Origin of the sequence: Arthrobacter sp. AK01 (assembly GCF_021109375.1) — a bacterium.
In the GTDB taxonomy this organism is placed as follows: domain Bacteria; phylum Actinomycetota; class Actinomycetes; order Actinomycetales; family Micrococcaceae; genus Arthrobacter.
Window position 1 is genome coordinate 23,117 of record NZ_JAJOHP010000016.1, and the last position, 14,219, is coordinate 37,335.

Genomic DNA, 14,219 nt, shown 5'->3' on the forward strand with positions numbered 1-14,219 from the left:
GGATATGTTGGTAGGGAACTTTTTCGGCTTCGGCGGGGGAAGAGCCGTACAACATCTGGGGAAGCAGGAAAATGGATCAGTTGGCGCTCATCATCGGGTTGCTGCTTGCGACGGTAGTGGCCGTGGGTTTGGGAGACCGGCTCCGGCTGCCGTATCCGGTCCTGATGTTGCTCCTGGCCGTTGCACTCACCTTCATTCCTGGTTTCCCCGAGTTTGAGATCTCGCCTGAACTGATCCTGCCGATCTTCCTTCCACCACTGCTGTTCGCCACGGCGCAGAAGAGCTCCTGGGCGGTCTTCAGAGTGCGATGGCGGACGCTCCTCCTGATGGCGGTGGCGTTGGTGGTGGTGTCCACCGCCGTGGTGGCCGGTGCTGCGTGGCTCATGATCCCGGGTATCGGAATCCCGGCAGCCATTGCCTTGGGAGCCATGGTTGCGCCGCCGGACCCTGTTGCCGTTGAGTCAGTGGCGGGACGTGTCCACATGCCACGCAGGCTCATTACGGTCCTTCAGAGCGAAGGACTTTTCAACGATGCGGCGGCCATCGTGATCTTCCAGGCCGCCGTTGCTGCCACGGTCTCGGGCAGCGAAGTGGGACCGGAAGTCATCCCGCAGTTCATTATTGGCGCCGGCTTGGCCGTGGTGATCGGCATCGCGATGGGTTGGCTGACCAAGGCCATCACCAAGCTCGTCACCTCAATGGTGGCCCGGAGTGCTGTCACGCTGGTGGTACCGTTCGCGGCCTACATCCTCGCCGAAGAGCTGCATGCCTCAGGTGTGGTGGCCGTCGTCGTGACTGCCTTGGAATTGCAGCGCCATGCTCGGCCGCAGGACGCCGCCGAACGCGTCACCAGGACCGCGTTCTGGGATGTGGTGGAGCTACTGGCGACCGGCTTGGCGTTCGGCCTGGTAGGGCTGGAGATCCGCCACGTCATCCGGGATGAGGGGACGGCGATTTTCGGGATGATCGGCATGGCCGTGGTCATCTGCATCCTGGTCTTCGTTGTCCGGTTCCTGTGGCTTGGCCTGCTTGCCTTGACAGCCCGGAAGCGCAGGAACCTGCTGCAGCCCACCTCGCCCAAGGAAGTGCTGATCCTTACGTGGTGCGGCATGCGTGGCCTTGCAACCTTGGCGCTGGCGTTGGCACTTCCGCTGACCTTGCCTGATGGCAGCGATTTCCCTGCCCGGCACGAGATCCTGGTGATTGCCTGCGCTGTCCTCCTGGCAACGTTGGTGCTCCCCGGCCTCACCTTGCCCTGGCTCATGCGCGTACTGAATGCAACGGAGGACGGTTCGCACGAACAGGATGCCGCCAAAGTCCTGGCCAAGCGCGCCCAGTCTGCTGCAGTTGCGGCGTTGAAGGACCACGACCTGATGAAGGAACTTCCGGCAGAGAAAGTGGCGCTGGTCAAGGAAAAGATGCGCCGGCTTCACGCGGAGTTGCTGGATGGCACCCTGCAGAACGAGTCCGTTGCCGAAAAGCGGAAGCGCGGACGGGAGCTGTCCATCGCCGTACAGACCATCGCCCTCGACGCCGCGCGCCAGGAAGTGGTGGCTGCCCGTAACGAGCTCGGAACGGACCCGGAAGTGGCCGATCGCGTCCTGAGGCAGTTGGACCTGCGCACGATGTCGATGCCGGACTAGGTCGACACTGGCTTCGGCACTGATGCGGGGTAGAGGTCCAGCGCATGGTCTTCGACATAGTCCAGTGCGTGCCGGACCGCGCCCAGCGAGACGATGCCGTCGCCCAGCGTGGAGGTCGCCAGCCGCGGGGGAGTAAAGGTGAACTCGGGCATCTGCTTTTCCATTCCGGGTATCAGGGCGTGTGCTGATGCTGCCACGGCGCCGGCAATAACCACCAGTTCAGGGTTGACCAGCGTACTGATCGAACCGATGGCCCGGGCCATGCGGTGGGCCAACCGATCAATGGCCTTGATAGCCGCGCGGTCGCCATCAGCCGCGGCGTTGAAAACCATCTCCGACGTCAGGGCTGCCGGGTCGCCGCCACAGAGTTCATGCAGCGTCGTCGTCGCGCTGGCGTCAAGGGCTTCACGTCCCCACAGGACTGCATAATGGGCGATGCCGTAGGTGTCACCCACACCGTCCACGTTCTCGAGGTACCCCAATTCCCCAAAGCCACCAAGCTGCCCGTGGAGCAGCCGCCCCGATTCGAGGATGCCCGAACCCAACCGGTCGCCGGCCAGCATAACCACAAGGTTGTCGACTCCCTGTGCAGTGCCCTGCCAGCGTTCTGCGAGGGCTGCGAGGTTGGCATCGTTTTCCAGGAGGACGTGCCAGCCGTGCCGTTCGGACACAATCCGGCGGACGTCGAAGGATTTCCAGAACTCCTGGGCAGTGAGGACTTCGCCGTCACGGCTGACAGGAGCGGCCACACCCACGGACACGGCCAGAACGGAATCTGCGGAAACGCCGGCCTTTTTCAAGGCGTCAGCCGCGATGCGGTCCAGAACGTCGGCACGCTCGTCGGCCGGGACATTGTAGGTACGGAACGGCATGGTGACCTTGGACAGTGACGTTCCTGCCATGTTGGCCACGATCGCCGTGATCTTGGTGGCGCCGATGTCTATTCCGAGCACACTGGCCGCGCCGTCGTCGAAAACAAAGCGGCGTGCCGGCCGTCCCTTGACGTAGTCTCCGGTGCCCCGCTGGTTTTCCAATTCCTGGAGCCACCCGAGCCGGACGAGTTCATCGCAGATTGAGATGACGGTGGCACGCGAGAGTCCGGTGGAATCCATCAGCTCCGTACCAGTGAGGACGCCGGCGCCGCGCATTGCCTTGAGCATTGCGCTGGCGTTGACGCGGCGGACCAGCTGTGTTGACGGCGCAGTACCGGTCTGCAATGGGTACTCCAAACTCTTCAGGCCGCTCGGCGGGAATGATAGAACGATCTCTCTAAATTTAGTACATAAATTTAGATGACGACGCATTTCACCCAAAGCTTGACGCTGTGGCGCGCATCACTCACCATGGTTAGCGATAGGTCGTAAATTTAGCTCCTATCTAAAGTTCGGGTGGCGATGAGCAGGACCCGCCGCGCGATGGGAATGCGGCCACTGAGGTCCGCAAGACGAAAGGTCTACGGTGTCCGTAAAACTGACACGCAGGAAACGCTTCGCAGCAATGGGGTTGGGCCTGGCTTTGTTGGCGGGGCTTCTCTCAGGCTGCACCGGGGAGCCGGACAAGGAGACCATCCGGTTTACGTTCAGCAAGCGTGAAGCCATTGGCTTCATGACCAAGCTCGTTGCCGAGTACAACGCCTCGCAGAACGACACCGAGGTTGTGCTGGACACTTCGGGTGTGGATGTGGTGTCCGCGAGTTTCGTTCGCGGTAATCCGCCGGACATCGCGCTGGCAAACTACAACATGGAGACCTCGCGCTTCGTTCAGCGTGGGGTGTTGAGCGACTTGTCCGGCACGGACGCTGCATCCCGGATCCGTGAGGATCTGCAGCCGTTGATGGACCAGTACGGCTCGTACCAGGACCGCACCAGCGCCCTTCCGTATTCGGTCATGGCGTCATCGGTGATCTACAACAAGGAGATCTTCGCTGCCAACAACATCAAGGTGCCCACCACCTGGAGCGAACTGATCACAGCGTGTGAGAAGTTGAGGGCTGCGGGAGTGACGCCCTTCTACGCCACGTGGAAGGACGACTGGACCATCGCCCAAGGGTGGTTCGACTACTCGGTAGGCGGCCAGGTGGACACCCTCGACTTCTTCGACAAGCTGGCTGTGGAAGGCACGGAAGTGGGGCCGGGGTCCTCGGTTTCGTTCCAGAAGGACTTCGAACAGCCCGTAGCCAAGATGCTGAAGCTCGCCACCAACTATGTGAACAAGGATGCTGCCAGCCGGGCATACGGTGACGGCAACCTGGCATTCTCACAGGGCAAGGCTGCGATGTATTTGCAGGGCCCGTGGGCCTTCAGCGAAATTGCCAAGACCGCCCCTGACCTCAAGCTGGGCACCTTTCCGCTGCCCATGACCGAGGATCCCCAGGACTTGCGGGTCCGCGTCAACGTTGACCTCGCGGCGTGGATACCGGAGGCGTCCAAGCACAAGGAGGCTGCCCGTGATTTCCTCGAGCACCTCTACAAGCCGGAAGTAATTGAGGCCTACAACAAATCGCAGTTGGGTTTCACGCCCACCAAGGATTCGGCCGTTGTTGCTGATCCCCGGATTGAAGGGATGGTGCAGTACTACGACAAATCCCAGGTCTACCAGGGCCCGTCGGTGCTGGTGCCGCGCACCATTCCGATCATGAACTACACCCAAGCGCTCGTGTTCGGCGCAAACCCGGCATCCACCCTCAGCACGCTCGACGCAGATTGGGCGCGCCTGGCGTTCCGCCAGTAGCGCCGAACCAGGGAGTCAACATCATGTCCATCATCACCACATCCACCCCGTCCGGGCAGGGCGGCCCAAAGCACGGCGGCCCTAAGCAAGCAACCCAGAAACAGCGTCCCCAAGGGCGGGGCAGCAGGCGTCGGGTCGAACCGATCTTCTATCTCTTCCTTGTGCCGAGCCTTGTCCTGTTCACGTTGGCGATCACCATTCCCGGCATCGTCGGCATCTTCTTCAGCTTCACGGATTCCATCGGAATCGGTGACTGGGAGTTCGTCGGCCTGACCAACTACATCGCGATCTTCAGCGACCCCGCCATCCTGCAGAGCTATCTGTTTACCTTCGGGTTTTCCATCGTCACGGTGATCGCGGTCAACGTAGTCGCCTTCCTCCTCGCCGTCGGCCTGACGTCGCGCATCCGGATGAAGTCGGCATTGCGGACCATCTTCGTGATTCCAATGGTGGTTTCCGGAATCATCATCGCCTACGTCTTCAATTTCCTGTTCTCGAACTCGCTGCCGTCGCTCGGTGCTGCGGCCGGTATTCCTTGGTTGGAGAGCAGCCTGCTGGCGAACCCCGACTTCGCGTGGGTAGCCATTGTGCTGGTGACGGCCTGGCAGGCTGTACCTGGCGCCCTGCTCATCTACATCGCCGGCCTGGTGGCAGTGCCCGGGGATGTCTATGAGGCAGCGGAAATCGACGGCGCCAGCAAATTCCAGCAACTGCTGAAGATTACTCTTCCCCTGGTGTCGGGCTATGTGGTCATCAACATCATTCTCGGTTTCAAGGGTTTCCTTAATGCGTACGACATCATCGTTGGCCTGACCAACGGTGGTCCGGGAACCTCAACCCGTAGCATCGCAATGACTGTCATCTCGGGCTTCAACGGCGGCGACTACGCCTATCAGATGGCCAATGCGACGATCTTCTTCGTGGTGGCCATCGTTATCTCTCTCGTACAGCTCTCGCTGACTCGCGGACGGAATGCACTGTAATGACGAACGGATCGATGACCAACAAATCCAGCTTCAAAGTCGAGCGCGTCAACTGGTCGGCGACAACCGTCCTGGTCCTGTGCGCGGTGACCGTGCTCCTACCGCTGTATGTCACGGTTTCCATGGCGTTCAAGACCCAAGGGCAGGCAGTGGATGGCAATGCCTTCTCCTTCCCGGCCCCGTTCAGCCTCGACGGGTTCGTGCAGGCCTGGACGCTGACGAACTTCCCTGTGGGCGCAGCAATGTCGTTGCTGGTGACCGCGGGGGCCGTGGTTGCCACGATCATCCTGGCGGCCTTCGCTTCGTACGCGATTGTGCGCAACTGGGAGCGCCGCCTGTTCCGCTACTCGTTCTTCTATCTGCTGGGGGCAATGTTCATTCCGTTCCCGGTAGTAGCGCTGCCGCAGATCCAGCTCACAGGCCGCCTTGGCCTCGACAACCCATTCGGCGTCATCCTGCTGGCCACCATGTTCCAGCTGAGCTTCAGCGTTCTCCTGTTCACGGCGTTCCTCCGCTCCATTCCCATGGAACTGGAGGAAAGCGCCAGGATCGACGGCGCTACAACCTGGCAGACCTTCTGGCAGCTGATCTTCCCCTTGCTGGCGCCCATGAGCGCGACCGTGGGAATCTTCGCGTTCCTTTATGCATGGAACGACTTCATGATGCCCTCGCTGATCATTTCCGACCCGGCGCTGCAGACTCTGCCAGTGCGGCAGAACCTGTTCCAGACCCAGTTCAGTAACAACTACCATGTGTCCTTCGCGTCCTACCTGATGGCGATGGCGCCGGCGATCATTGCCTACCTGTTTACGCAGCGGTGGGTCATGGCGGGCGTGACCCAGGGAGCCGTCAAGGGCTGACCTTGTTGACCTTCGACGCCCGGGCGTTTCATACTGGTCCGGGATATAAATTTAGATTCTAAATCAAAGGAGTTTCGTGAGCACCTCCGCCGCTCAGGCCCACCGTACCGACGCAGACCGCATGGCCGACCCCAACTGGTGGCGCCAAGCGGCTGTCTACCAGATCTACCCCCGCAGCTTCCACGACGCGAACGGCGACGGACTCGGAGACATCAAGGGCATCACCGCGAAGGTTCCCTACCTCAAGGAACTGGGCATCGATGCCGTATGGCTGAGCCCGTTCTACCCCTCGGCCCTCGCAGACGGCGGCTACGACGTGGATGACTACCGCAACGTGGACCCGAAGCTGGGGACGCTTGAGGACTTCGACGAGATGGCCGCAGCGCTGCACGCGGCAGGGATCAAGATTGTGGCGGACATCGTCCCCAACCATTCCTCCGACCGCCATGAGTGGTTCAAGGAAGCCTTGGCTTCACCCAAGGGCTCTGCTGCCCGCGAGCGCTACATCTTCCGCGATGGGAAGGGCGAGAACGGCGAATTGCCGCCGTCCGACTGGGACTCGGTTTTTGGTGGTCCCATCTGGGATCGCATCACCGAACCGGACGGAACGCCCGGCCAGTGGTACCTGCACATCTTCGCCAAGGAGCAGCCGGACTTCAACTGGGAGAACCCGGAGATCCGTGAGGACTTCCTGAAGACCCTCCGTTTCTGGTCGGATCGTGGCGTGGACGGTTTCCGCATCGACGTCGCCCACGGCATGGCCAAGGATCTTTCCGAGCCACTGCCCATGAAGGCCGACCTGGAGGCCAAGGCCCACGGTACCGATGGCTTCACTGATGGGTCCCACCCGTTCTGGGATCGCGACGAAGTCCACGAGGTCTACGCCGAGTGGCGCAAGCTCTTCAACGAGTACAACCCGCCCCGCACCGCTGTTGCCGAGGCTTGGGTCCACGAGTCCCGCCGTGCCCGGTATGCCAGCCCCGAAGGACTGGGCCAGGCGTTCAACTTCGATCTCCTGCAGTCCGATTTCGATGCTGCATCGTTCCGGAAGATCATCACAGACAACCTGGTGGCGGCGAAGGAATCAGGTGCTTCTTCCACCTGGGTCTTCTCCAACCACGACGTCGTCCGCCACGCCACCCGCTACGGCCTGCCCAAGGGCGGTTCGGTAGCCCAGGGCACCAACGCGGCCCAGGACGTCACCGGGGGCAAGCCCAAGGGCCAGGACGGCAAGGGCTGGCTGCTGGCCGGCGGTCCGGCTGAAGAGCTCGACGTCGAACTTGGCTTGCGTCGTGCGCGCGCCGCGACGCTCTTGCTGCTCGCGCTCCCCGGCTCGGCGTATCTCTACCAGGGTGAGGAGCTTGGCTTGCGTGAGGTGTCGGAAATTCCTGACTCCGAACGCCAGGATCCGTCCTTCTTCCGCAACCCGGGTGTGGAGATTGGCCGTGATGGTTGCCGTGTGCCGCTGCCATGGACCGCGGAAGGCTCGTCGTTCGGCTTTGGTGCGGGCGAAGCACACCTTCCGCAGCCGGGGTGGTTCAAGGACTACGCAGTGTCCACGCAGGACGGCGTGGAGGGCTCCACTCTTGAGCTCTACCGTAAGGCCTTGGGCCTGCGCAGCGAACTCCAGGCCGATGAGGAACTCGAATGGGTGGAAACCGGCAACCAGGACGTGCTGCACTTCAGCCGCCCCGGCGGCTGGCACACAGTGACCAACTTCGGGAGCGATACTGTTGGGCTTCCCGAGGGCGACGTCGTGGTAACCAGCGGCCCGCTGGAAGGCGGCAAGCTGCCTTCCGACACCACTGCGTGGGTTGTCCGCAGCGCCTAAGGCGCCGGGTAGGACTGTAAGTATGACTATTGCGAACGGGCGGGGACGCCTCATCTATGGCTGCATGGGACTCGGCGGCCCGTGGGACGGCTCGTCGTACGGTGCGGCCGAGATTGATCAAGCTGCTGCTGTGATAGATGCCGCGCGGGGCATCGGCATTGAGCTCTTCGACCATGCGGATATCTACCGCAGCGGAAAGTCGGAGGCCGTCTTCGGTGAAGTCCTCGCCCGTTCGCAGGGTTTGCGCGCAAAGATCCAGCTTCAAACCAAATGCGGGATCAGGCTGGGGGAGCGTGGGCTGGACACACACTACGATCTCAGCAAGGAAGCCATCCTGGAACGGGTCAATGGGAGCCTGAAAAGGCTCCAAACAGACTACGTTGACCTGTTGCTCCTGCACCGTCCCGATCCCTTAGCCGACCCGCGCGAGGTAGCGGACGCCGTCGGGCAATTGGTGGCGGAAGGCAAAGTGCGGCAGCTGGGTGTGTCCAACATGTCCGGCACGCAGATCGCGTTCCTGCAGGACGAGCTGGCGATGCCTGTTGTGGCGAACCAGTTGGAGATGAGCCTGTTGCACCGGGACTGGTTGGAGAGCACAGTGTTGGTCAACCATGCGGAGGGGCTGGGATACAGCTTCCCGCAGGGGACGCTGGAACATTGCATGGCCAAAGGGATTGAACTTCAGGCCTACGGTTCTTTGGCCCAGGGACGCTACACGGGTGCGAAGTCCGGGGATCTGTCACCAGCCGAGTCGGCAACGGCTTCGTTGTTGGAACAGCTGGCGGGGGAGAAGGACACCACACCTGAAGCGATCCTGCTTGGCTGGCTGATGAAGCACCCTGCGCGGATTTCGCCCGTCGTGGGAACCACGAACCCCGCACGCATTCAGGCGTGCGCTGATGCCGCATCCGTGGCTGGCACCATGTCCCGTGCCGAGTGGTACGGACTGTGGGTGGCAGCACGGGGCAGCAACATTCCCTAACACTGGTTTTAACCCAATTGAGTCGCAGTTGAGGCCGTTAAGACGTCTCCATACGGCCTGAACTGCGACTCAGTTGGGCGGCAACAGCAACACATGAGGTGCGCCTACGATGCGTGGCTGATCGGGGCCACCACCGAGTACGTGCTCGAATCGCCCTGGATTGCCTGGCTGGGCTTGCCGTCGATGCTGAGCGGGACGTCGCCGGCAATGGTCACCCGGTTGAGTTTGCGCGGCTGGCCATCGTAGTTGTCCGGTGCGTAGTGCTGGGTGATGCGGTTGTCGAACAGGACCACCTGATTCGGCTCCCAGTTCACCCGGACCACGTTCTCCGGACGCGTCACGTAGGCCTGCAGCAGGCGAATGATGTCCTTGGATTCGGTGTTGGACAGCCCCACGATCCTGAGCCGCTGAGCGAAGCCCCCAATGAACAATCCGCGCTCGCCGGTCAACGGGTGGACCCGCACCACCGGGTGGGCGGTCTCGAACTTCAGGCGCGTGAACTCCTTGCGGCGTTCCTCGGCGTTCTGGTGCTCAAGGTTCTTCGGCACGGAGTAGTCGTAGTCATTGGTGTGGATGGCCCACAGGTTGTCCGCGAAGCTGCGCAGTTCCTCCGGGAGGTCCTGGTAAGCACCGGCCGAGGACGCAATCAGGGTCTCGCCACCGTAGGCCGGGAGATCGATACTGCGCAGCGTGGATGCCTGCGGCGGGTTGACCACGAAGGTGACGTCCGTGTGCCAATTGTTGGCCGAGCCGTTTTCGCTGTCCACGGGCAGGACGTTCTCTTCGCCCTCCACCGAGGCCACGGTTGGGTGGGCCTTGGTCAGTGGTCCAAAGTGCGAAGCGAACTTCACCTGGGCTTCGTCGCTGAGGATGTTGGCCTCGCGGAACACCAGGGCCTTGTGCTCGTTGAGCGCAGCCCGGATCTGGGCCACGGTGTCTTCGCTGAGGTCGCCGCTGATGTCCAGTCCGCGGATTTCGGCGCCGATGCGGGAACCTAGTTTGGCGAACTCGAGTTTGGTTTCGGTAATGACGGTCATGACGTTGTTCCTTACTTTGTTGTGATGGTGATTGCGGCGGGTGCCGCGTGGGTGGGTCAGGAAGCGGCGGCGCCAACGGCAGTGCGCCAGCGGGAGAAGTGCCGTTCAAGGGCTACCAGGAGGAAGTTCACGCCGAGCCCCAGCAAGGACACCGTGAGGATGCCCGCGTACATGTCCGGGATCAGGAAGCTGCTCTGCGCGTTTACGATCAGATATCCCAAGCCGGCCTTGGCTCCCACCATTTCGGCGGCGATCAGCACCAGGATGGACGCGGTGCCGGCCATACGGATACCCGTGAAAATGGTGGGCACGGCGGAGGGCAGGATGACCTTCTGGAAGAGCCGGAAGCTGTTGAGGCCCAGCGAGCGCGCAGCCCGGATCAGGAGCGGGTCCACGGTCTTCACGCCGGCAATGGTGTTCAGGAGAACCGGGAAGAACGCAGCGTAGGCAACAATGCTGATCTTTGACTCCTCGCCAATGCCCAGCAGCAACGTGAACACGGGTAGCAAGGCCAGTGCAGCAGTGTTGCGGAACAGTTCCAGCAGCGGGTTCAGGACCGAGTTCAGCCGTCCGTACCAAGCGATGAGCAAGCCAAGTGAAACACCCGCCACCAGCGCTGCGCCGAATCCTGCCACGGATCGGGTGAGGCTGGCCGCGATGTGGCCCTGGATGGTTCCAGCCTCGAACAGCTTGCCCCAGGCGAGGAGCACTTCGTGAAGCGGCGGCAGGAACACCCGCGTAGACGGGCTGGCCAAGTACGTCGGTCCAAGCTCCCACAGTGCGAGGAACGCCAGGATCGCTGCGGACTTCCACAGACCCGACCCGACGGCTCCGGCGAGGCGTCGAACTATGCCAGGTGCCGCCGTCGTCGTCTCTGCAACTGCCTGTCGTGCCGCGGAAGGGCCTACGGCGGAAGGTTCGACGGCGGTACTCGCTTCGGGTGTATTGCCCGCCGCGGGCGCCTCTTCAGTTTGCGTGAGTGTGGTGGTCATCAGGCCGCGCTCCTTTCAGTGATGGTGGTGGCGGGCTCGTCGGGGGCGCTTCCGTCCGGGAGGATCTTGCGGTGGCCGGCGTTCTGGGCGCGGCGTACTTCGTCGTGCAGGAGCGTCCAGACTTGATGGCGGTGCTCCACGAAGGCCGGATGGGAACGGATGTCCTCGTCGCCGTCGCGGTCCGGGATGGTGATGTCCACGATTTCCTTGAGCCGGCCGGGGCGGGCACTCAGCACAGCGACGCGCTCGCCGAGGTAGACGGCCTCGTCAATGCCGTGCGTGATGAAGACGATCGTCTTGCCCGTGGCCTTCCAAATCCGGAGGAGCTCATCCTGCAACTGCTCGCGGGTCTGGGCATCCAAGGCGGCGAATGGTTCATCCATGAGCAGTACGTCAGGCTCGTAGGCCAGGCTCCGGGCGATGGCGACGCGCTGCTTCATACCGCCTGAGAGCTCATGGGGGTACCGGTCCTCAAAACCCGCGAGCCCCACCAACGCCAGGTATTCGCTGGCTTTGGCTGCCCGTTCGCGCCGGTTGAGCTTCTTGCCGTCCGGGCCTACGCCTTCGAGTCCGATGGAGACGTTGGCCGAGGCAGTCCGCCACGGGAACAGCGCGTACTGCTGGAACACCACGGCGCGGTCCTTGCCGGGCCCTGTGACGGCTTTGCCATCCACCAGGACCTCACCGGACGTCGGCGTGGAGAGTCCGGCCAGCAGGTCCAGCAGCGTGGTCTTGCCAGATCCGCTGGGACCCACCAAAGTGAGGAATTCGCCGTCGCGGACGTCCAGACTGAGGGAATCGATCGCGGTGAGCCGGGTGGCGCTGGTTGTCTTGGTGGCCCGGACAGTGAATTCCTTGGTGACGTTCCGGAGGCTGATTTTCGCTGTCATGGCTATCCCTTCGCTGTGGCGAGCTCGTTGAACTCGTTGGTGTAGTACTTGGAGGGCGTGAGCTTGTCCTTGACGATGCCCGCTGAGCTGAGCCAGGCCTCCCAACGGGTGAAGTCCTCGTCCTTGATCACGCCCGAGTCCGGGACCCCGGGGCTCTTCCAGAACTTCAGGTTGGCCGTGCTCTCATTCCGGCCGCGGCTCTCGATGATCTTGGTGAAGCGGGCAATCACTTCATCGCGGGGGGTCTCAGCGGCCCATTTGATCGCCTTGGCCACGCCCGTGGTGAACGTGCGGGTGGTGTTCGGGTTCTTTTCGATGAAGTCGTTCCGGAGCACGATCTGGCCGCCCGCGAAAGTTCCGAACAGCTCCACATCGCTGAACAGCGACCGCAGTCCGCCGGCCTCGATGGCCCTGTCCTGCAGCACTCCGCCGAGTGTCCCGGCGTCCACCTGTCCGCGGCGGATGGCTTCCTCGGTGTCGTTCGGTGCCAGCGGGACCAGTTGGACCTGCTTGATCTCGTCCTGGCTGAGTCCGTTCTTGGTCAGCCAGGTGTTGATGACAGCTTCATGGTGGGCGCCCAGCGTGTTGACGGCGATCTTCTTGCCGATCAGGTCACGTGGTTCCTTGATGGTGCTCTCTGCCTTGACGTAGTACCCGCTGAACGTCTTTTCGTCCGAGCCGTAGTAGTTGGTCACTGCCTTGACGGGTGCACCGGCTTCAATGAGCTTGACCACCGCTCCGGAGAATGCGCCGCCGAAGTCAGTCTGGTTGGTCGCCGCCGACTGGATGTCCTGCGGCCCGCTGGTGGTGTTGCCAACCCAGTTCAGCTTCAGGTCGCCCAGGTATCCAAGGTCCGCAGCCAGTTCCGGGAAAGTCACGTTGTTGGCCGAGCCTTGGTAACGGAGTTCCTTGACCTCGGTGCCTGCCTGATTGGCTTGTCCGGCTTCGGCAGCGCCGCCGCAGCCGCTCACCGTCAGCGCTAGTACGACGGCGGCCGCGACGCTCAGCAGGGGCAGTTGCAGTTTCATGGGAGCTACTTTCGATGAGTGGTGATGTGTTGGGTGGGCCGGTCTACGTAAGGGCTTGGGAACTTCCGCAACGGCTTGGGAACGATGAAAGCCCATTTCGGCGGTGGCTGGGAAGCGCCGGGGTAACGCCTGGAAACGCTGCGAAACAGCCCGACACGTGAGGAAATCCTGGGCAATTCCCGGCAACCGGGGGACACAAGTCGCCGCGTTGAGCCTTGTGAACAACAGCGACTGGTGGGCCCGCCGTGACTGGCGAGTACCGCCGTCGGGCATTCATACTGTTGGACCCCACAGTCATATGGGGTTTAGTTCGTATTGATCCTCACAACCGGGCGCATTTCTTCGCCTTGCGGCCCGCAGGACGGATACGGTAGATACATGACGTCTAGCATCGCCGCCGAGTCCATTCGGCCTACCCGCAACATTCCCGCCGACATCGCCCGTTCCTGGCTCCTTGTGAATGCCATGAAAACGGAGCTTTTTGACGAATCCGCGGGTTCACGGGCAGACGCCATCATCCTTGATATCGAAGACGCCGTGGACCCTTCCCAGAAGGATGCAGCGCGAGAGAATGTGGTCAACTGGCTGACCGCAGGTGGCCAGGCCTGGGTACGTATCAACGACGCAACCAGCAAGTTCTGGGCCGACGACCTCGCAGGCCTGCGTGGCACCCCGGGCCTGCTCGGCGTGATGCTCGCCAAGACCGAATCCGCTGACCAGGTCACCGAGTCCTACCACCGCATGGACGGCAAGACTCCCGTGATTGCACTGGTTGAGTCCGCCCTCGGCATCGAGGAAGCCAACCACATCGCCCGTGCGCAGGGAGCTTTCCGCCTTGCCTTCGGCTCCGGCGACTTCCGCCGCGATACCGGAATGGCCGCCACTCCGGAGGCCATGGCCTACCCGCGTGCCAAGCTGGTTGTCGCCAGCCGCGTGGGCAACCTGCCGGGCCCCATCGATGGACCCACCGTCGGCACCAACCACCCGATCCTGCGCGAGCAGACCGGCATCACGGTGACCATGGGCATGACCGGCAAGCTCTGCCTGGCCATCGACCAGACCACCGTGATCAACGAGGTCATCAGCCCCACGCCGTCTGACGTTGCCTGGGCCACCGACTTCATGAACGACTTCGAGGCCAACGGCCGCGTGATCCGCGATGGTTCCGACCTCCCGCGTTTGGGCCGCGCCGAGAAGATCATGAAGCTCGCAGTCGCTTTCGGAGTCCAGCCTTCACTGTAGG

The 14,219-nt window shown here is 62.4% G+C and carries 12 protein-coding genes; 7 read left to right on the forward strand and 5 right to left on the reverse strand.

Features of this window, described 5'->3' with window-relative positions:
- The first annotated feature begins 71 nt into the window (after nucleotides 1–71).
- Entirely contained in the window at nucleotides 72–1,643 is a 1,572-nt protein-coding gene (locus LN996_RS07570; protein WP_231339810.1) for a Na+/H+ antiporter, read from the forward strand.
- On the opposite strand, the gene LN996_RS07575 is transcribed toward LN996_RS07570, so the two are convergent.
- Nucleotides 1,640–2,860, reverse strand: coding sequence for an ROK family protein (locus LN996_RS07575; RefSeq protein WP_231339811.1), 1,221 nt, complete (start codon nucleotides 2,858–2,860; stop codon nucleotides 1,640–1,642). The two genes, LN996_RS07570 and LN996_RS07575, sit on opposite strands and share 4 nt — an antisense overlap.
- A gap of 241 nt (nucleotides 2,861–3,101) precedes the next feature.
- Here LN996_RS07575 and LN996_RS07580 point away from each other — a divergent pair, with 241 nt between their 5' ends.
- The 5 genes from LN996_RS07580 (at nucleotide 3,102) to LN996_RS07600 (ending at nucleotide 9,029) form a co-directional block, all read left to right on the forward strand.
- Nucleotides 3,102–4,373, forward strand: coding sequence for an extracellular solute-binding protein (locus LN996_RS07580; RefSeq protein WP_231339812.1), 1,272 nt, complete (start codon nucleotides 3,102–3,104; stop codon nucleotides 4,371–4,373).
- 23 nt (nucleotides 4,374–4,396) lie between these two features.
- Nucleotides 4,397–5,356, forward strand: a complete 960-nt coding sequence (locus tag LN996_RS07585; protein WP_231339813.1) for a carbohydrate ABC transporter permease — start codon at nucleotides 4,397–4,399, stop codon at nucleotides 5,354–5,356.
- Nucleotides 5,356–6,216, forward strand: coding sequence for a carbohydrate ABC transporter permease (locus LN996_RS07590; RefSeq protein ID WP_231339814.1), 861 nt, complete (start codon nucleotides 5,356–5,358; stop codon nucleotides 6,214–6,216). Before LN996_RS07585 ends, LN996_RS07590 begins: the two co-directional genes overlap by 1 nt.
- A 76-nt stretch (nucleotides 6,217–6,292) precedes the next feature.
- On the forward strand, nucleotides 6,293–8,047 hold the full coding sequence (locus LN996_RS07595) for a glycoside hydrolase family 13 protein (RefSeq protein ID WP_231339815.1): 1,755 nt from the start codon (nucleotides 6,293–6,295) through the stop codon (nucleotides 8,045–8,047).
- Nucleotides 8,048–8,069: 22 nt separating this feature from the next.
- Nucleotides 8,070–9,029, forward strand: a complete 960-nt coding sequence (locus LN996_RS07600; RefSeq protein WP_231339816.1) for an aldo/keto reductase family oxidoreductase — start codon at nucleotides 8,070–8,072, stop codon at nucleotides 9,027–9,029.
- Nucleotides 9,030–9,133: 104 nt separating this feature from the next.
- On the opposite strand, the gene LN996_RS07605 is transcribed toward LN996_RS07600, so the two are convergent.
- Genes LN996_RS07605 through LN996_RS07620 form a run of 4 tightly spaced genes read right to left on the reverse strand, consistent with a single transcriptional unit; the run spans nucleotide 9,134 to nucleotide 12,976 of the window.
- Nucleotides 9,134–10,066, reverse strand: a complete 933-nt coding sequence (locus tag LN996_RS07605; protein ID WP_231339817.1) for a TauD/TfdA family dioxygenase — start codon at nucleotides 10,064–10,066, stop codon at nucleotides 9,134–9,136.
- Between the two features lie 56 nt (nucleotides 10,067–10,122).
- A complete protein-coding gene (locus LN996_RS07610) occupies nucleotides 10,123–11,058 on the reverse strand; it encodes an ABC transporter permease (protein WP_231339818.1) in 936 nt (311 codons plus the stop codon).
- A complete protein-coding gene (locus tag LN996_RS07615; protein WP_231339819.1) occupies nucleotides 11,058–11,948 on the reverse strand; it encodes an ABC transporter ATP-binding protein in 891 nt (296 codons plus the stop codon). The genes LN996_RS07610 and LN996_RS07615 overlap by 1 nt, the downstream gene beginning before the upstream one ends.
- Nucleotides 11,949–11,950: 2 nt before the next feature.
- Nucleotides 11,951–12,976, reverse strand: a complete 1,026-nt coding sequence (locus LN996_RS07620; protein ID WP_231339820.1) for an ABC transporter substrate-binding protein — start codon at nucleotides 12,974–12,976, stop codon at nucleotides 11,951–11,953.
- A 378-nt stretch (nucleotides 12,977–13,354) separates the two neighbouring features.
- Between LN996_RS07620 and LN996_RS07625 the strand changes: the two genes are divergently transcribed.
- Nucleotides 13,355–14,218 (forward strand): CoA ester lyase, encoded by an 864-nt coding sequence (locus LN996_RS07625; protein ID WP_144648636.1) that lies wholly within the window; start codon nucleotides 13,355–13,357, stop codon nucleotides 14,216–14,218.
- Nucleotide 14,219: the final 1 nt, after the last annotated feature.